The 16,588-nt window shown below is 71.4% G+C and carries 15 protein-coding genes; 7 read left to right on the top strand and 8 right to left on the bottom strand.

What is annotated here, in order from left to right:
* Positions 1–50: 50 nt before the first annotated feature.
* Positions 51–473 (bottom strand): MerR family transcriptional regulator, encoded by a 423-nt coding sequence (locus ABD236_RS10985; RefSeq protein WP_344072988.1) that lies wholly within the window; start codon positions 471–473, stop codon positions 51–53.
* Positions 474–528: 55 nt separating this feature from the next.
* Between ABD236_RS10985 and ABD236_RS10980 the strand changes: the two genes are divergently transcribed.
* Together ABD236_RS10980 and ABD236_RS10975 are read left to right on the top strand one after the other, a co-directional pair.
* Complete coding sequence (locus ABD236_RS10980; protein WP_344072985.1) at positions 529–1,500, top strand: SDR family NAD(P)-dependent oxidoreductase; 972 nt, start codon at positions 529–531, stop codon at positions 1,498–1,500.
* A gap of 105 nt (positions 1,501–1,605) precedes the next feature.
* Entirely contained in the window at positions 1,606–2,496 is an 891-nt protein-coding gene (locus ABD236_RS10975; RefSeq protein ID WP_344072983.1) for a methyltransferase domain-containing protein, read from the top strand.
* Positions 2,497–2,710: 214 nt separating this feature from the next.
* On the opposite strand, the gene ABD236_RS10970 is transcribed toward ABD236_RS10975, so the two are convergent.
* The 5 genes from ABD236_RS10970 to uvrA all read right to left on the bottom strand — a co-directional run bounded on the left by ABD236_RS10970 (position 2,711) and on the right by uvrA (position 9,302).
* Positions 2,711–3,373, bottom strand: coding sequence for a class I SAM-dependent methyltransferase (locus ABD236_RS10970; RefSeq protein ID WP_344072981.1), 663 nt, complete (start codon positions 3,371–3,373; stop codon positions 2,711–2,713).
* 164 nt (positions 3,374–3,537) lie between these two features.
* The gene (locus ABD236_RS10965; RefSeq protein WP_344072979.1) at positions 3,538–4,878 is read right to left on the bottom strand and encodes a lipase family protein; all 1,341 of its coding nucleotides are present in this window, start codon (positions 4,876–4,878) and stop codon (positions 3,538–3,540) included.
* 138 nt (positions 4,879–5,016) lie between these two features.
* The gene (locus ABD236_RS10960; protein WP_344072977.1) at positions 5,017–5,517 is read right to left on the bottom strand and encodes a universal stress protein; all 501 of its coding nucleotides are present in this window, start codon (positions 5,515–5,517) and stop codon (positions 5,017–5,019) included.
* A 5-nt stretch (positions 5,518–5,522) separates the two neighbouring features.
* Positions 5,523–6,779: an SLC13 family permease gene (locus ABD236_RS10955; protein WP_344072975.1), complete on the bottom strand. Its 1,257-nt coding sequence runs from the start codon at positions 6,777–6,779 to the stop codon at positions 5,523–5,525.
* A 54-nt stretch (positions 6,780–6,833) separates the two neighbouring features.
* Positions 6,834–9,302 (bottom strand): excinuclease ABC subunit UvrA, encoded by a 2,469-nt coding sequence (uvrA, locus tag ABD236_RS10950; RefSeq protein ID WP_344072972.1) that lies wholly within the window; start codon positions 9,300–9,302, stop codon positions 6,834–6,836.
* 250 nt (positions 9,303–9,552) lie between these two features.
* Between uvrA and ABD236_RS10945 the strand changes: the two genes are divergently transcribed.
* Genes ABD236_RS10945 through ABD236_RS10930 form a run of 4 tightly spaced genes read left to right on the top strand, consistent with a single transcriptional unit; the run spans position 9,553 to position 13,445 of the window.
* Positions 9,553–10,326: a thioesterase II family protein gene (locus ABD236_RS10945; protein ID WP_344072970.1), complete on the top strand. Its 774-nt coding sequence runs from the start codon at positions 9,553–9,555 to the stop codon at positions 10,324–10,326.
* The gene (locus tag ABD236_RS10940) at positions 10,323–11,960 is read left to right on the top strand and encodes an MFS transporter (protein ID WP_344072968.1); all 1,638 of its coding nucleotides are present in this window, start codon (positions 10,323–10,325) and stop codon (positions 11,958–11,960) included. The genes ABD236_RS10945 and ABD236_RS10940 overlap by 4 nt, the downstream gene beginning before the upstream one ends.
* Positions 11,961–11,967: 7 nt before the next feature.
* On the top strand, positions 11,968–12,228 hold the full coding sequence (locus ABD236_RS10935) for an acyl carrier protein (protein WP_344072966.1): 261 nt from the start codon (positions 11,968–11,970) through the stop codon (positions 12,226–12,228).
* Positions 12,225–13,445, top strand: a complete 1,221-nt coding sequence (locus ABD236_RS10930) for a beta-ketoacyl-[acyl-carrier-protein] synthase family protein (RefSeq protein WP_344072964.1) — start codon at positions 12,225–12,227, stop codon at positions 13,443–13,445. Before ABD236_RS10935 ends, ABD236_RS10930 begins: the two co-directional genes overlap by 4 nt.
* A 28-nt stretch (positions 13,446–13,473) precedes the next feature.
* On the opposite strand, the gene ABD236_RS10925 is transcribed toward ABD236_RS10930, so the two are convergent.
* The gene (locus ABD236_RS10925) at positions 13,474–14,394 is read right to left on the bottom strand and encodes a pentapeptide repeat-containing protein (protein ID WP_344072962.1); all 921 of its coding nucleotides are present in this window, start codon (positions 14,392–14,394) and stop codon (positions 13,474–13,476) included.
* Between the two features lie 189 nt (positions 14,395–14,583).
* Positions 14,584–14,967 (bottom strand): hypothetical protein, encoded by a 384-nt coding sequence (locus ABD236_RS10920; protein WP_344072960.1) that lies wholly within the window; start codon positions 14,965–14,967, stop codon positions 14,584–14,586.
* 236 nt (positions 14,968–15,203) lie between these two features.
* Here ABD236_RS10920 and ABD236_RS10915 point away from each other — a divergent pair, with 236 nt between their 5' ends.
* On the top strand, positions 15,204–16,565 hold the full coding sequence (locus ABD236_RS10915) for an APC family permease (RefSeq protein WP_344072958.1): 1,362 nt from the start codon (positions 15,204–15,206) through the stop codon (positions 16,563–16,565).
* Positions 16,566–16,588: the final 23 nt, after the last annotated feature.

Raw genomic sequence — 16,588 nt, 5'->3', positions numbered from 1 at the left:
GGGATCAGGTATCGACGTTGACGTTCACCCCGAGTCGGGGACCGTCCACTTCAGGGTCGCGGGTCCCAGAGTCCGCCGGCTTCGCCGCGGGCGAGGTGTTCGGCGTAGACGCCGACCTTCCAGGCGATGACGGACCGGCACTCCTCCAGCGCCTCGATCTGTGCGTCGACGCGCTGTCGATGGGCATCGAGCAGCCGCAGGCGTTCCGCCTCGTTGCCCGGTCCATGGCGGACCAGTTCGGCGAAGTGCTTGAGGTCGGCGAGCGGCATGCCGGACTCGCGGAGCTTGACGCAGACCAGCAGCCACTCCACGTCGAAGGAGGTGTAGCGCCGTCGGCCGCCTGAGGTGCGCCGGACCGGCCCGACGAGCAGGCCCTCGCGTTCGTAGAAGCGCAGGGCGTGCACGCTCAGTCCGGTCCGCTCGGCCACCTCGCCGATGCCCAACGACTGCGTGGCATCCCCGGTGGTCGTCATGGCGCTCACTCCTGGGCTTGATCTAGACCTCGCTCTAGATCGTAGCGTCAGCGGTATGACCGCTACTGATCAGCAGCCGCTCGGCTCGCCCTTCTCCGCCGCCACCACGTGCGAGGACATCGTGAACGGCCTTGACCTGTCGGGCAGGACCGCCGTGGTGACCGGGGGCTACTCCGGACTCGGCCTGGAGACCACCCGGGCTCTGACGGCCGCCGGAGCCCGCGTCATCGTGCCCGCCCGCCGCCCCGACGTCGCCTCCACCGCTCTCCAGGGGGTGGCCAACTGTGAGGTCATCCCCATGGACCTCGCCGACCTCTCCGGCGTACGCACCGCCGCCGCGCACATCAGCGAACGTCTGGACCGGCTCGACCTCCTGATGGCCGTCGCCGGGGTCATGGCCACCCCGGAGCGGCGCGTCGGACCCGGCTGGGAAGGCCAGCTCACGGCCAACCACTTCGGCCACTTCACCCTCGCGTGCGAGCTCTACCCGCTGCTGGCCGCCGCCGGCGGCGCGCGCGTCGTCGTCAACAGCTCCGCCGGACACACCCTGACCGACATCCGCTGGCACGATCCGCACTTTCGCACGGGCTACGACAAGTGGCTGGCCTACGGTCAGGCCAAGACCGCCAACGCGCTGTTCGCGGCACATCTCGACGCGCTCGGACGAGGCGACGGTGTCCGCGCGTTCGCTCTCCACCCCGGCAAGATCATCACCGGGCTCCAGCGGGAGATGACGCTGCGGGCACAGATCGACCGAGGCTGGGTGGACGAAGACGGCAACGTCATCGGTGACGGATTCAAGACCCCCTCCCAGGGCGCCGCCACCGGCCTGTGGGCCGCCACCTCGCCGCTCCTCGACGACCGCGGCGGCCTGTATCTCGAGGACTGCGACGTCGCCCGCGTCTCCTCCCCCGACACCCCCATGGACGACGGCGGCGTCCGCGCCTACGCCGTCGCCCCCGACGCGGCAGCCCGCCTGTGGGACCTGTCCCTCGCCGCGACCGGCGCCACGCCGATCATGCGATGAACCCCGTTCAGAGCACGGGCGCGGCCTGCTTGCCGCGCAACGGCGTGAGGCGCCCCTCACCCGCCGTTGTGGCGCAGAGGGCCTGGGAAGGTTGACCATGGGGTCATGACCTCCTCACCCCGCCCGCCGCACGCCGGTAGCCGACCGCATCCGACAGACGGGACCGCGCGCGGCGGGGAGCCCGCTTCCGCCCAGCGGTACCTGTTGGACAACGCGCGCGCCGAGGCGGGCGAGCGGTTCGTGTGGCTGGCCGAGCTGTTCGACGGCGTGACGCGCGGGCACGTCGACCGACTGGGGCTCAGGGCCGGCGCACGGTGCTGGGAGGTGGGGGCCGGTGGCCCCGGTGTCCCGGAGGCGCTCGCGGCGGCCGTGGGTCCGACCGGATACGTGCTGGCCACGGACATCGACCCGTCGTGGTTGAAGGCGGGCGACGGATACGAGGTACGCCGGCACGACGTCGCCGCTGACCCGCCCCCGGAGCCGGGGACGTTCGATCTGGTGCACGCCCGGCTCGTACTGGTCCATGTGCCCGACCGCGCTCGCGCGTTGGCCACGATGGCGGCGGCGCTGCGGCCCGGTGGCTGGCTGCTGGTCGAGGACGCCGATACCGCCCTGCAACCACTGGCGTGCCTGGACGACCGCGGCCCCGCGCAGCAGCGGGCCAACCGGCTGCGTGACGCGGTCCGGGAGCTGCTGGCGCGCCGCGGCGCAGACCTGCGCTACGGCCGCACACTGCCACGGGCCTTGCGTGAAGCAGGCTTGGTCGACGTCGCCGCGGCGGGCTTCTTCCCGGTGGGCGGGACGGCCTGCGACCGGCTGGAGGCGGCGACCATCCGGCACGTGCGCGGCGAGCTGCTCGCCGCCGGGCTGGCCGACGAGACCGAGATCGACGCACACCTGGCCGCCGTCGACGCGGGCACGCTCGACCTGACACTCGCGCCGCTGATCTCGGCGTGGGGACGCCGGCCGGCCGAGCACCCTGCGACAGTCGGTTAGGGCCTGTCCGATGGGTCCGGTCGGCTTCGGTCCCGGGGGCCTTTTCGGTGCTGGTGAGCGGGGGTTTGGTGCGTGCAGCTGCAAGGCGGAGGAGGGCGGCATGGCGGAGCCATGGCAACCGACGACAACGCCGCAGATGGGCGTGCCAAACCCCCGCGTGCCGACCGGACCCATCGGACAGGCCCTAGGGCCTGCATCGGACCGACAGGCCGACTCAGCTCGCTCCGAGTGCGTCGCGGTGGCAGTGCAGGAAGAGGTGCGGTTCCGGGGTGGCGTCGGGGCGGGCGGGCGGGAACATCTGGCTCTGTTCGGAGGTTACGGTCAGGCCCGCGGCGGTGACCATGGTGACGAAGTCGTGGTGGGCGAAGCTGGTGGCGCGTACGGGCTGGTCCATGAAGAGCGTCTCCACCCCCTCGACGTCCACGGGAACGGTCGCCAGCGCCATCCGGCCGCCGGGCTTGAGCGCACGCGCGAGCCGGGTGACGAGATCGGTCTGTTCCTTGCGGGTCATCTGGAGCAGGGAGAAGTAGACGCACACGGCGTCGAAGGAAGCGTCCTGGAGGGGGGTGGTACGGATGTCCGCGCAGCGGAACTCGGCTTCGGGCACCTGCCGGGTGGCGATCTCCACCATGACGGGGGAGACATCGATGCCGAGGACGTCGTGTCCCGCGGCACAGAGTGCCTGGGCGGTGGGCCGGCCCGTCCCGCTGCCGACGTCCAGCACCCGGCTCCCCGGGGCAAGTTCGTCGAGCAGCCACCGCAGCGACGCGTGGTGTGCCGCCGAAGCCGCGAAAGCCTCTTCGTAGGCGATGCCCAGCGCGTCGAAGAGAACGCGAGCGGGCTGCTGCGCATCCGTACTGCGGTCATCGTCAGCCACGGCTGCTCCCTGGGTTTGCCGCTTCTGCCCTGCGGTCCGCGTACATCCTGCCCGCCATCGTAGGCCCGGGACCCTCGCGGGCAGGCCTGCCTGTGCGACAACATGCGGGACTGCTCGGCGAGTTGACTCAGTGGTCGGGTGTTCGCGTCCGTTCGTCTGCGGTGTCAGGGCGCCGACGTGGGCTGTTCAGGCGCGAGGGAGTTGCCCGGCGGGATGTGCCCGCAGTCGGACGGAGCCGTCCTGCCCGCGAACCGGTCGGCGAGCCAGCCGATGGCTTCGGGTGCCCAGGCCGCGGCCACGGGAACGTGACCGAGGAGGTTGTACTGGTGGAAGGCGATCGAGCCGTTGCCGGTGGCGCAGTACTGCCGGGCGAGGGCGCGGACATCCCCGGAGACCATGACCCCGTCGCCTGTTCCGATGCCCGGCCGGTTGCCGAAGGTCCCCTCGGCGACGCCTCCGTCGCCCTGCACGATGAGCCCCGGAACGGTCGGGGTGGCGGCCGAACCCAGGTTGACCTTGTTGACCGCTGCGACGAACTCGGTCACCGAGTTCGGGTCGGCGTACTGCGGCTTCGCCAGCTTCTTCCAGGTCAGCCCGGGGTAGTGGCCCAGTGCGTCGAGGAGCGAGCCGTGCTCCACCTCCTCGTACACCCGTCGGCCGTAGCTGTTCATGTACTGCTTGAGGTCGATGCCGTACGACCGGGCGACTCCGATGATCGCCATGGGCATGACGCCGGACCACACGAGGGAGCCGTTCACGTACTTGAGGTTGTGCGCCGCGTCCACGAGCAGGCCGCCCTCGGCGAAGCCCACCAGCCTCTTGTTGACGTCAGGGGCGTATGCGGGTGCGAGCGCCGCCGCCCAGTTGGTGGCGATGGAACCACCGGAGTAGCCCATCAAACCGATCCGGGTGTCGGCGTTCATGCCGGTCCCGGCCTCGGGGCCGGTCGCCGCGCGGATCGAGTCCAGGGTGTTGGCCGCGTATTCGGGTCCGGCCGCGAAGTCGGCGGACTGGCCTTCGGTGTCGGGGATGACGATGTTGTAGCCCTTGACCAGCAGCGGCGCCAAGAAGGCGTTCTCGCTGGTGGCGATGGTGCCGCCCAGCGTGACGTCACCGGCAATGGCGCGGGAGGGCCCGTCCTTGGGGTTGAGGGAGTCGTAGAACGACTGGTAGGACACCGCCTTGCTGCCGTCGCCCGTGATGCTCCGCACCACCGTGGTCACGTTGGCGGCAGGGCGGCCCTGTGCGTCGCTGGTGCGGTAGAGCAGCTGGATCGCTTTGACCGGCGACGGTAAACCCTCGATGTGGTACCGCAGTGTCCGCTTCTTGAGCACGGTGCCCGCTGCGTACGAGGACAGCGGCTCACTGCCGTCGTACGTGTAGAACGGGTCGCTCGCGGCCGCTGCCGAAGGTGTGGCCGCGGCAGCGGTGGCCGCCGGAACGGCGGTGCCGGCCAGCGCCGCGGTGATCGCGGTCGCCAGCACCCGCTTGGTGTGTCTGAACATGGCTCCCCCATGGGCTGTGCAGTGTGTGCCGGAATTGGCTCCGGCTAAGTTACCTACTGGTAACTGTGCTGTACAAGGCCATGCTTGGGCCCGCGCGAAGCCGCAGTTGATCGCCGGAAGGCCGTCAGGCTTTCTCCCTTAGGGGAGGTGCGGTGGGCGTGGTGGCGGGGGCGGGAGCGTGGCGACTGCGGGGGCCGTCTCGGGCCAGACGAGCAGGACAGGGCAAGGGGCGTGGTCGACGACGAAGCGGCTGGCGGGGCCGAGGCTGCGGGGGCCGAGATGGGTACGGTCGCCGTCGCGGGCCAGGATGAGGAGGTCGGCGCCCTCGGCGGCGGCCACGACCTCCCGTTCGATGCGGCCGGTGCGTTCCACGCGGTCACAGGGCCGCCCCAGGCGCTGCGCGGCTCGCGCGAGGAGTTGTTCGGCGGAGGCGGTGGCCAGGTGCTCGACCGCGGTGCCGGGGTCGCGTTCGGGGTGGCCACGGCCGAGCAGCCCGGCAAAGGCCCCGTGCGCGGCGCCGGGGGCTTCGGGGCCGGTGACATGCAGCAGCACGATGCCGGCGGCCTCGGGTGCGTGGCTGCGGGCGGCGTCGACGCAGGAGGGCCAGGTGCCCTCGGTGATCCAGGCGATGACTCTCACGGTGATCAACCTCCGATGACGGCGAGCGATGCCCACAGTGCCACCACCGCGAGCAGGAGGGCGGCAGGAACGGTGAACAGGCCGAGCCGGGTGAACTCACCGAGTTCCACGTCACTGTCGTGTTCGTGCACGATGCGCCGCCACAGCAGGGTGGCCAGGGAACCGGCGTAGGTGAGGTTGGGTCCGATGTTCACCCCGAGCAGCACGGCGAGGACGGCCGCGGGCCCGGACGGCGCGGTCAGCGGCAGCAGCACCAGCACGGCGGGCAGGTTGTTGATGACGTTCGCCAGCACCGCGGCCAGTGCCGCGACAGCGAGCAGGGCCGCCAAGCCGGTGCCCTCCGGGATGAGATGGCCCAAGCCGGTGGCGAGGCCGTTGTCGACGACCGCGCGGACCACGATGCCCAGGGCCAGCACGAAGGCGAGGAACGGCACCGCGGCGGCCCGCACCAGGGACGCGGGCTTGGTGCGGCGCTGCGCCAGAGCGCGCGAGGCCAGCACGACGGCGCCGCCGAAGGCCGCCCAGGCGGGATCGACCCCGAGCGCGGAGGTCAGGACGAACCCGGCCAGGGTGCAGGCCACGGTGGCCAGGGCGAACACCGGCAGCTCGCGGGGTTCGGCGCTGGGCGGCATCTGGGCTCCGGCGTCCAGGTCAGTGGCGAAGAACCGGCGGAAGACGACGTACTCCGTAGCGATGGCGACCAGCCACGGCAGGGCCATCAGGGCGGCGAAGCGGGTGAAGCTCAGTCCGCTGGCGGCGAACGCGAGCAGGTTCGTGAGGTTGGAGACCGGCAGCAGCAGCGAGGCGGTGTTCGACAGGTGGGTGCAGGCGTAGACGTGCGGTTTGGGCCGGGCCCCGAGCCGGGCGGCGGTGGCGAAGACGACCGGAGTCAGGAGCACGATGGTGGCGTCCAGACTGAGCACCGCAGTGATCACTGACGCTGCCGCGAACACCTGGACCAGCAGGCGGCGCGGGCGACCAGCGGCGGTACGGGCCATCCACGCTCCGCACGCCTGGAACAGGTCCTCCTCGTCGCACAGCTGGGCCAGCACCAGCACGGCGGCGAGGAAGCCGATCACCGGCCCGAGCCGCGCCGCCTCGTCGCGGGCGTGGTCCAGTGAGATCGCGCCGGTGGCGATGACCACGCCCGCGGCCGGGACGGCGACGACCGCCTCCGGCCAGCCGAACGGGCGGACGACGGCACACGCCAGCACCACCAGGAGCAGAACGACGGAGACAGCTTCAGCCAGCGAGGAGTTCACGATCAGATCTTCTCCCAGCTCGGCGGCGTCTGGTCGGGAGGGTGTGGGTCGTCGTCAGGACCGCGCGAGGCGGGCCGCGAGATAGGGCGCGGTCGCGCTGCGACGGGCCTTCGCCACCTTGGCCGGCGTGCCCGCCGCGACCACCCGCCCGCCCGCGTCGCCGCCGCCCGGACCGAGGTCGATGACCCAGTCGGCGGTGGCGATCGTGTCCAGGTCGTGCTCGACGAGGACGACCGTGTTGCCGGCGTCGACGAGCCGGTGCAGCTGTCGCAGCAGCAGCGCGATGTCCGCGGGGTGCAGTCCCGCCGTCGGCTCGTCAAGGAGGTAGAGCGCGTGTCCGCGGCGGGCTCGCTGGAGTTCGGTGGCCAGTTTGATGCGCTGCGCCTCGCCCCCGCTGAGCTCCGTCGCGGGCTGACCCAGCCGGAGGTACCCCAGACCCACCTCGCGCAGCGTCTCCAGACTGCGGGAGGCGGCCGGGACGGCGGACAGGAACTCGGCGGCGGCGTCGACGGACAGCGCGAGCACTTCGGCGATGTTCTTGCCACGGTAGGTGACTTCCAGCGTTTCGGCGTTGTACCGGGCACCCTGGCAGGTCGGGCACGACGCGTAGGTGCCGGGCAGGAACAGCAGCTCCACCGCGACGAAACCCTCGCCCTGGCACGTCTCGCACCGCCCTTCGGCCACGTTGAAGGAGAACCGCCCGGCGGAGTAGCCGCGTGCCCTGGCCGCGTCCGTCGCCGCGTACAGCTTGCGCACCGCGTCGAACATCCCGGTGTACGTGGCCAGGTTGGACCGGGGAGTCCGGCCGATGGGCCGTTGGTCGACCAGGACCAGCCGGTCGAAGGACTCGACCCCCGACACGTCCTGGACGTCGACCTCCAGCTGCGCCTCGGCGGGCTCCTCGGGTACGAGACCGAGGTGGCCGCGGACGACCTCGGCGAGCACCTGCGTCACCAGCGTCGACTTTCCCGAACCGGACACGCCCGTCACCGCCGTCAGTACGCACAGCGGCACGTCGACGGACACGTCGTGCAGATTGTGGCGGGTGACGCCGCGCAGACGCAGCCAGCCGTGCGGTGTGCGCGGACGGTGAGCGAGCGGCTCGGCGCGCCCGAACAGGTGCCGTCCGGTGGCCGACTCCCGTACCGGCTCGAGACCGGCGACCGGGCCGCTGTACAGCACGCGGCCGCCGCCCTCGCCCGCGCCGGGACCGATGTCGACCACCCAGTCCGCCCGCCGTACGACGTCCATGTCGTGTTCCACCACGAACAGCGAGTTGCCCGCCGCCTTGAGCCGGTCCAGCACGTCCAGCAGCGGTTCCGCGTCGGCCGGGTGCAGGCCGGTGGAGGGCTCGTCCAGGACGTAGACCACGCCGAACAGCCCGGAGCGCAGCTGGGTGGCGATCCGCAGGCGCTGCGCCTCACCGGACGACAGGGTCGTCGAGCGACGCCCGAGGCTGAGATATCCGAGTCCGAGGTCGAGCAGCACCTCGACCCGGGCGACCAGATCGCGACAGATGCGGACCGCGACCTCGGTCGTCTCCCCGGATCGTGCGGTCGACGTGGTGGCGTCGGCCCTGCGCCTGCCCGCGACGGGCCGCAGCAGCGCCACGACCTCGAGGAGCGGCATCGCGTTGATCTCCGCGATGGACCGTCCGGCGAAGGTCACGGCGAGAGCCTCCGGCCGCAGTCCGCTGCCGTGACACTCGGGGCACGGCACACTCCTGACGAACCTGAGCGCCCGCTCACGCATCTTCTCGCTCTTGGAGTCGGCGAGGACGTGCATGACGTGCTTGCGGGCACTCCAGAACTTGCCCTCGTAGCCGTAGTCGACGCGGCCCTCCTCCGGCTCGACGTACACCAAGGGCTGCTCGTCCGTGTACAGCAGCCAGTCCCGGTCCTTCTTCCTGAGCCTGCGCCAGGGCCGGTCGATGTCGATCCCCAGGCCGTTCACGACACTGCGCAGATTGGCGCCCTGCCAGGCGCCCGGCCAGGCGGCGATCGCCCCCTCGCGGATGCTCAGTGAGGGGTCCGGGACGAGCAGGTCCTCGGTGACGTCGTGCACGACGCCCAGCCCGTGGCACTCCGGGCAGGCCCCGGCCGCGGTGTTGGGGGAGAACGACTCGGCTTCCAGCCGCTCGGCCCGGGGTGGATAGGTGCCGGCGCGGGAGTACAGCATGCGCAGCAGATTGGAGAGCGTGGTGAGGGTGCCGACCGTCGAGCGCGAGCTGGGCGACCCGCGTCGCTGCTGCAGCGCCACGGCGGGCGGCAGCCCGGTGATTTCCTGCACTTGCGGTGCGCCGACCTGTTGCAACAGCCTCCGGGCGTACGGTGCCACGGACTCGAAGTAGCGCCGCTGGGCCTCCGCGTAGAGCGTGCCGAACGCGAGCGAGGACTTGCCCGACCCGGAGACGCCGGTGAAGGCGACCATCGCGTCCCGTGGAACGTCGACATCGATGTTCCGGAGGTTGTTCTCCCTGGCGCCGCGGACATGCACGAAGGGGTCGCTCGTGTCCTTGTTCACCGTTCCTGATTACCTGATGGTGCCGGGAACCGCGCGACAGGAGCCGCCACCGGGTCCGGGGTCCGGCCGGCCATCCCTTTGGTCCCAGATCCTGGCGAAATGCGCGCAGGGCGGCGTGTCGCAGGTGAGGGGTGTTACCGAGCGAGGGATGGTGGTTGCTGTCCTGCTGTGGAGTTTCCGCGTCGCACGGGCGTCGAACGAGCGCTGACCAGGAGCGGGGGCGTGAGCAACCGGTGAGGGTGGTGATCTCGTGAGGGGTGAAGTACAGCGCGTCGTACTGGCCGACCGCCCCGAGGCGGTCGCGCGGTTGTACTGCCTGCCTCCCAGCGGGTGCGGGCCGGGCTCCTTCCTGCCGTGGGCAGCCGCGTCGCCCACGTGGATGGAGGTGTGCTCGATCAGCATGCCGGGACGGGGCGGCCGGTCCTCGGAGCCATCGCTCACCGACACCACCCATGTGGTGGAGTGTCTCGCTCGGATCATGGATGACGACGCCGATCAGCGCCCTTTCGCTGTGTTCGGGCACAGCGTCGGCGCGCTGCTGGCCTTCGAGACAGCCCTGCACCTGCGTCGGCATGGCGGCCGTCTCCCTGTCTGGCTGGGACTGTCCTCGCTGGCGGGTCCACAGGGCGGTGCCTACGCGAAGAACATGCTCGGCCTGCTGGCCGGCGGCCTGGGAAAGATCAGCGAGCTGCTCGGACGGCCCATCCCGCCTCGGGTACTGGACGACGCACGTCTGATGGGCGCCTTGGCCACCCCCCTGCTCGCCGACTTCCTTCTCCTGGCACATCACCGATACACCCCACAGCCACCGCTCGAGGTGCCGTTGGCTCTCTACGGCGGGCAAGGGGACACGGCCGTCAGCACCGGACAACTGGCGGCATGGAACGAACTGTTCACGACCCCGGCCCCCGTGCGACTGTTCCCGGGCGGCCACATGTACGCCACCGCCGACCCGGGCGAGCTGGTGGAGCAGGTCGCCGCCGACCTCCACCGGGCCGTCTCCGCTCCCGTTCGGATCGTATGAACACCCACCCTCCCGAGCAGCCGGCAGCCGACGTGCGCCGCGTCCGTGCGGCGGGAGTGATGTGCCTGGGGCTGTTCATGCTCGGGATGGACCTGACGGTCCTCAACGTCGCCGTACCGGAGCTGCGCGACGCCCTGGGCGCGACCACGGCACAGGTCCAGTGGATCGTGGACGCCTACGCCCTGGTGCTGGGCGGTGCCGTCCTGGCCGTGGGCGCCCTCACCGACCGGTGGGGCCGCAGGCGCTGCTTCGTCGCCGGGGTCAGCGTCTGCGCGGCCGCCTCCGTCGCCGGTGCGCTGGCCGCCCACCCCTGGCAGGTCATCACCGCGCGATGCGTCATGGGGGCGGGCGCTGCCCTGCTGATGCCTGCCACCCTCGGCGTACTCCACCAGCTCTTCCCCGAACCGCACCTGCGCAGCCGGGCGATCGCCGCCTGGGCCGCGGTGGGCGGGCTCGGCGGGCTGAGCGGGCCCATCATGGGCGGCTGGCTGGTCGAACACGTCTCCTGGCGGGGCGCGTTCTGGGTCAACCTTCCCCTGGCCGCGGTGATCGTCACCGCGGCCTGGCGGCACGTACCCCGCTCGCTGCCGCGCCGCCTGGCCGGTTTCGACGGGGTGGGCGCCGCCCTGTCCACCTCGGGTCTCCTGGCCCTGGTGTGGTCGATCATCGAGGGCCCCCACCGCGGCTGGACGAGCTGGCAGGTCCTGTCCGGCTTTGTGATCGCCGCGCTCGTCCTGGGGGTGTTCCTGGGGTGGGAGCGTCGTGCCACCACCCCCATGCTGCCCTTGGCCCTGCTGGCCCGGCCGGGCATCGGCGTGGCCGCGGCGGCGCTGGCACTGATGTCGTTCGCATTGTTCGGCGCCCTGTTCGTACTGACCCTCTACCTGCAGGGCGTCCTCGGCTACAGCCCCTTCGACGCGGGAATCCGTACCCTTCCGCTGCCGGCCGGCCTCGCCGCCGGAGCAGGCTGCGCGGTGTGGGCCCAACGGAGGTTCGGCCTCAGAGCGACCGTCGTGACCGGGCTCCTCCTGGTCTGCGGCTCCTTCCTGGTCTGGGCGACGACCACCGACCAGTCCGGCTACGCCCACTGCGCCGCCTTCCAGGTCCTCGCGGGCCTCGGCGCGGGTCTGGTCGCCGCGGCCAGTACCCAGTCGGTGATGGAATCGGTGCCCACCGAACAGGCGGGCCTGGGCTCGGCCATCAACGACGCCACCCGCCAAGTGGGATCCACCCTCGGCGTCGCCGTCCAAGGCTCCCTCCTCACGTCGGTGTCGACTGACCGCCTCCTGGACGCGCTCGCCCCGCTGGACGTCCCCCCGCATATCGCGGACACCGCCCGGCACAGTCTGCTCGCCGTTCCCGCCCAGGCCGGCCAACTGCCCCCTGCCCTTCGCCTTGCCGTGCTGTCAGAAGCCCGGCACGCCTTCGTGCAGGCCCTCAGCTTCACCGCCGCCGTCGCCGCGGTCGTCACGCTGCTGACCGCCGCAGCCGCCGCCCGCTGGCTCATCCCCAGCCCATGGCCCGCGCCCTCCGCCGCACCCGAAGCATCCGCGACCCCCGTCAACGCCCGCCTCCCACAGCCGGGCACACGCACAGACCTGACTCCCCAGTCCCCTCCTCCCTCCCGTAGCTGAAGGAACCATGGCCACCACTCTTGAGCTGATCACCGACGCACTGGCTGAGACCTTCGCCATCGACCGCGCCGACGTCACCGCCGACCGGACCTTCGACGAACTCGGCATGGACTCCCTGGCCCTGGTCGAGATGGGGCTGATGCTGCAAGAGACCACCGGCATCACCCTCAACGACACCCAGATGCCCCAGACCGTCGGAGAACTGGCCGCCATGCTGGACGCCCAGCAAGCCGACAAGAACCTGACCCCTACGAAAGCCGCCACATGACCGGGACAACCGCCGTCACCGGCCTCGGGGTCGTAAGCCCCGCAGGCATCGGCCTCGACGCCACCTGGCAAGCCCTCCTGGCCGGAACCTCCACCGCGGCACGCGACCCCCGGCTACAGGGCATGCCGGTCGACATCTCCTGCCGCGTCCCCGACTTCGACGCCCGACTCCACGTCGGAGCCGGGCGCGCCTGGAGACTGGACCGCTTCACCGCCATGGCCGTCACCGCCGCGCGCCACGCCCTGGCAGACGCCGGCCTCACCCCGGCGACGTGGGACGGCAGCCGCGTCGCGGTGGTGATGGGTACGGGAACGGCCAGCATGGAGAACTACCTCGCCGAATTCAGCAAGGTCGCGGACAACCGCCCCCTGGACATCTCCCCCCTCGCCGTCCCGCGCAGCGTCCCCAACATGTCCGCCGGCGAGATCGCGATCGACACCCACGCCACCGGCCCCAACTTCTCCGTCTCGACCGCCTGTGCTTCGGGCACCACGGCCATCGGCGTCGCCCGAGACCTCCTGCGCGCCGGCTCCTGTGACATCGTCCTCGCCGGCGGCGCGGAATCCGCCTGCCATCCCATCCCCGCCGCCTGCTTCCACCGCATGGGCGCCCTCTCCCAGCGCACCGACGACCCCGCACGGGCCAGCCGGCCCTTCGACGCGCGACGCGACGGATTCGTCCTGTCGGAAGGCGCCGCCGTCCTCGTCCTCGAACGCCCCGAACACGCCCGGGCACGCGGCGTCCGGCCGCGCGCCCATCTCGCGGGCTACGCCGCCACCTGCGACGCCTTCCACTACGCGGCACCCGACCCGCAGGGCCGCGGGGCCGCGGCGGCGATGAGCGCGGCCCTCGACGACGCCGACCTCGCGCCCTCCGACATCGACCACGTCAACGCCCACGGCACCAGCACACGCCTGAACGACCTCGCCGAAGCGAAAGCCCTGCGTACCGTCTTCCGCGCACCACCCCCGGTCACCTCGCTCAAAGGCGCCATCGGCCATGCCATCGGGGCCGCCGGCGCCATCGAGGCCGCCATCACGGTCATGACCGTGCAGCACGGCACCATTCCCCCGACCGCCAACCACGAAGACCTCGACCTCGACATCGACCTGGACGTCGTTGCCAAAACAGCGAGGGAGACCTCCGTCGAGGCAGCGATCACCACCTCCTACGGGTTCGGCGGCCAGAACGCGGCACTCATCTTCGTCCGCTCCTGAACCGCCCCGTGGGGCACCTCCCGGGCGCTCACGGTGCCGCCCTCACCTCTCGTGCCACCGCGTCGGGCAGTGTCGTCGCGGTGTCGAGCAGCGCGTCGGCGAGCTGTGGCGCCGTGAGGCCGACCGCCGTCGACAGGTCCGCGTCCACCAGCCGGGTGCCCGTGAAATGCGCGCCTTTCATGCGTGCCCCGCGCAGGTCCGCGCCTTTGACCACCGCGCGTTCCAGATGCGCGTGGGTGAGCCACGCGCCGGTGAGGACGGTGTCACGCAGCCAGCCCTCCTCCAGGTGGGCGCCGGTCAGATTGGCGTTCTCCAGATGGGCACCGCCGAGGCGGACGCGCTCCAGCCGGGCGTTCTGGAGGTCCGCCCCGCGCAGATCCGTACGCCGCAGGTCGATACGGAACGGCTCCGCCACCTGCGGCCGTCTCCCCAGCACCGTCAGCGCTGCCTGTACGGACTCCTCCGGCAGCGCCCGGGCTGACAACTCCGCGTCAGGCCGCACCGGTACCTGTTCGCGGACGAACGCGGCCAGGACCTCGACCACCGTGAGGTGGTCTTTGGCGGAGTCACGCATGATTCTCTCCAGCGCGTAGATCCCGCCGAGGCGCTCGACCGTACGCTCCGAGGCGAGGAGCTTGATGGCCTCCACATAGCGCCCCGTGACCTGGCCGTCGCGGGCGATCTCGGCCTGCTCGCGGTCGCGTTCGCGGGTGTGGCGCAGCGTACGGTCGGTGTAGTAGAGGCCGGCCCCGGCGACCGCGCCGGCGCCGAGGGCGACCAGTGTCGTACGGAATCCGGTGATCACCACTCCGTCGGCGGGCTGGAGGTCACGGTGGCGCAGCCGGTCGCCGTCGAGCCACCACGGCCCCCGCCACAGGAGCAGCGCGTAACCGACGAAGGCGACGGCCAGCAGCGCGAGGACCAGGGCGCGCGTCCGGCTCCGTTTCATAGGCGAGAGCATGTCCTGGCGGCCGGGCGGGTATGCGCGGCGAGCTGTTTGGAGTCCGTTCAACAGCCTCGCCATCGCGGCCTGGCCACGGTGGTGGCGAATCCGGAGAGCGATGCCGACAGCCGGCCGGGCCGAAGCAGCACGCGCCCGACGGGAGCCGGGAGCGCGCTGGGACCGCGACCGCGCAGGTCAGTCGGTGAGCGTCACGCAGGGCAGCCCGACGCTCTCACCGCCCCGGAAGCCCTCCGCGCAGAGACGGGTGCCGGCCGGGAAATGGCGCTGGGGGTACGCCTGGTCCCGGTAGGTGCGGAACTTGGCGACGTCCTCGACCTTGGTGTTGGCGCTCCAGCCGTTGGTGGTCCACACACGTGCGGAGATCCGGTGCGGTTGGTTGCTGTTGATGACCGACACCTCCACCCTGCCCAGGTATGTCCCGGTGTCGTAGGTCTCGATGCAGACGGCGTGGTTGCACCACTTGCCCTCGGCTACTGCGGAGGGTGCAGCTGTGAAGACGCCGCCGAAGGCCGCAGCGACCGTGGCGACAACCGTGACGATCTTTCGCAAGGAGGTCATGACTGCGATAACGACCAGGTCAATTCCTGGTCACCGCCCTCCGCTCGGGGCCGCTAGGGGCGGCAGTAGTGGGCCCGGGACCATCGCCCGGGTTTGCCGTCGCCTTGCACGGTCATACGGCAAGCAGCTCCGGCCCGGTGCCCTGGGGTGCCACCCGGACGCAGAGCCCGGTGTTCCGACCCCTGGGTCCCGGGGGACCACTGATGCGAGTAGAAGGCGCGAGCACAGACGTGACCATGCAGACCGAGCAACCGTCGTCCGGTGCGACCGAGGCCCCGTTCAAGCGGGTTCTCGGGACACGCCTGCTGTACTTCTTCATCCTGGGTGACGTCCTGGGCGCCGGCGTCTACGTACTCATCGGACAGGTCGCGGCGAAGGCCGGCGGTGCGGTCTGGGTCCCCCTGGCCGTCGCCCTCGGCCTCGCGCTGCTGACGGCGGCCTCCTACGCCGAGCTGGCCACGAAATACCCCCGCGCGGGCGGAGCGTCGTACTACGCGACGCTCGCGTACGGTCCCTTCGTCGGTTTCTTCACCGGTTTCTGCATGCTGGCGGCCGGGATCGTCTCGGTGGCCGCGCTGGCGCGCGGCTTCGGCGGCACCTATCTCACCGCGTTCGTCCACCTGCCGGTGGCGTTGGTCGCCGTGCTGTTCCTGGCGGCCCTGGCCCTGCTCAACGCACGGGGCATCAGCGAGTCCACCCGGGCCAACGTGGTCGCCACCGTCATCGAGGCCAGCGGGCTGCTGCTGATCATCGGTCTCGGCGTGTGGCTCGTGGTCGTCCGCGGTGAGGGTGACCCGGGACGGCTGCTGGAACTCGGCACGCGTGACCATACGCCGCTGAGCGCCGCGCTCAGCGGGGCAGTGCTGGCCTACTACTCCTTCGTGGGCTTCGAGACGTCCGTGAACGTCGCCGAAGAGACCAGCAACCCCCGCCGAGCCTATCCGCGCGCCCTTTCCGGAGCCCTGGGCACCGCCGGGTTCGTCTACGCCGCCGTAGGAGCGGCTGCCTCCGCCGCCGTACCCACCGATGTGCTGGCCCGCTCCGACGGCCCACTTCTCGAAGTGGTGCGGGCGGTCGGCTCGGTGCCCGAATGGCTCTTCTCGGCGATCGCCCTGGTCGCGGTCGCCAACGGAGCGCTGCTCACCGGCATCATGTGCTCGCGCCTGGCCTTCGGCATGGCGCGCGAGCGCCTGCTGCCCGCCTTCCTGACCCGGGTGCTGCCCCGGCGCCGTACGCCATGGGCCGCCATCGCCACGACGACCGCGCTGTCGCTGCTGCTCGCCCTTACGGGCGACATCGAGGCCCTGGCCGCGACCCTGGTGCTCCTGCTGCTCGTCGTGTTCTTCACGGTCAACACCGCGGTCCTCGTCCTGCGCCGCCGTGACTCCTCCGGCGCGCTGGACCACTTCCGCGCACCGGCAGCCATCCCGGTCCTGGGCGCCGTCTCCTGTGTCGTGCTGGCCACTCAGATCGAGAGCGGTGTGTGGCTGCGCGGCCTCGTCCTGCTGGCGGCGGGCGTGGCCCTGGGCCTTGTCTCCACTGCGGTCTCGCGTCGTACGGCGACGACACCGGGGGATGCGGACGCGTCTGCGGACTGAGGCGGTCGTCCCGGCTCGGGGTG

It is taken from the genome of Streptomyces crystallinus (assembly GCF_039521265.1).
In the GTDB taxonomy this organism is placed as follows: domain Bacteria; phylum Actinomycetota; class Actinomycetes; order Streptomycetales; family Streptomycetaceae; genus Streptomyces; species Streptomyces crystallinus.
This window is presented reverse-complemented; position numbering and strand designations above follow the sequence as displayed.

Bases quoted from the DNA above. Each gene is read 5' to 3' on its own strand.
- ABD236_RS10985 (WP_344072988.1), bottom strand. From the start codon at position 473: ATGACGACCACCGGGGATGCCACGCAGTCGTTGGGCATCGGCGAGGTG.
- ABD236_RS10980 (WP_344072985.1), top strand. From the start codon at position 529: ATGACCGCTACTGATCAGCAGCCGCTCGGCTCGCCCTTCTCCGCCGCC.
- ABD236_RS10975 (WP_344072983.1), top strand. From the start codon at position 1,606: ATGACCTCCTCACCCCGCCCGCCGCACGCCGGTAGCCGACCGCATCCG.
- ABD236_RS10965 (WP_344072979.1), bottom strand. From the start codon at position 4,878: ATGTTCAGACACACCAAGCGGGTGCTGGCGACCGCGATCACCGCGGCG.
- ABD236_RS10940 (WP_344072968.1), top strand. From the start codon at position 10,323: ATGAACACCCACCCTCCCGAGCAGCCGGCAGCCGACGTGCGCCGCGTC.
- ABD236_RS10935 (WP_344072966.1), top strand. From the start codon at position 11,968: ATGGCCACCACTCTTGAGCTGATCACCGACGCACTGGCTGAGACCTTC.
- ABD236_RS10930 (WP_344072964.1), top strand. From the start codon at position 12,225: ATGACCGGGACAACCGCCGTCACCGGCCTCGGGGTCGTAAGCCCCGCA.
- ABD236_RS10925 (WP_344072962.1), bottom strand. From the start codon at position 14,394: ATGAAACGGAGCCGGACGCGCGCCCTGGTCCTCGCGCTGCTGGCCGTC.
- ABD236_RS10920 (WP_344072960.1), bottom strand. From the start codon at position 14,967: ATGACCTCCTTGCGAAAGATCGTCACGGTTGTCGCCACGGTCGCTGCG.
- ABD236_RS10915 (WP_344072958.1), top strand. From the start codon at position 15,204: ATGCAGACCGAGCAACCGTCGTCCGGTGCGACCGAGGCCCCGTTCAAG.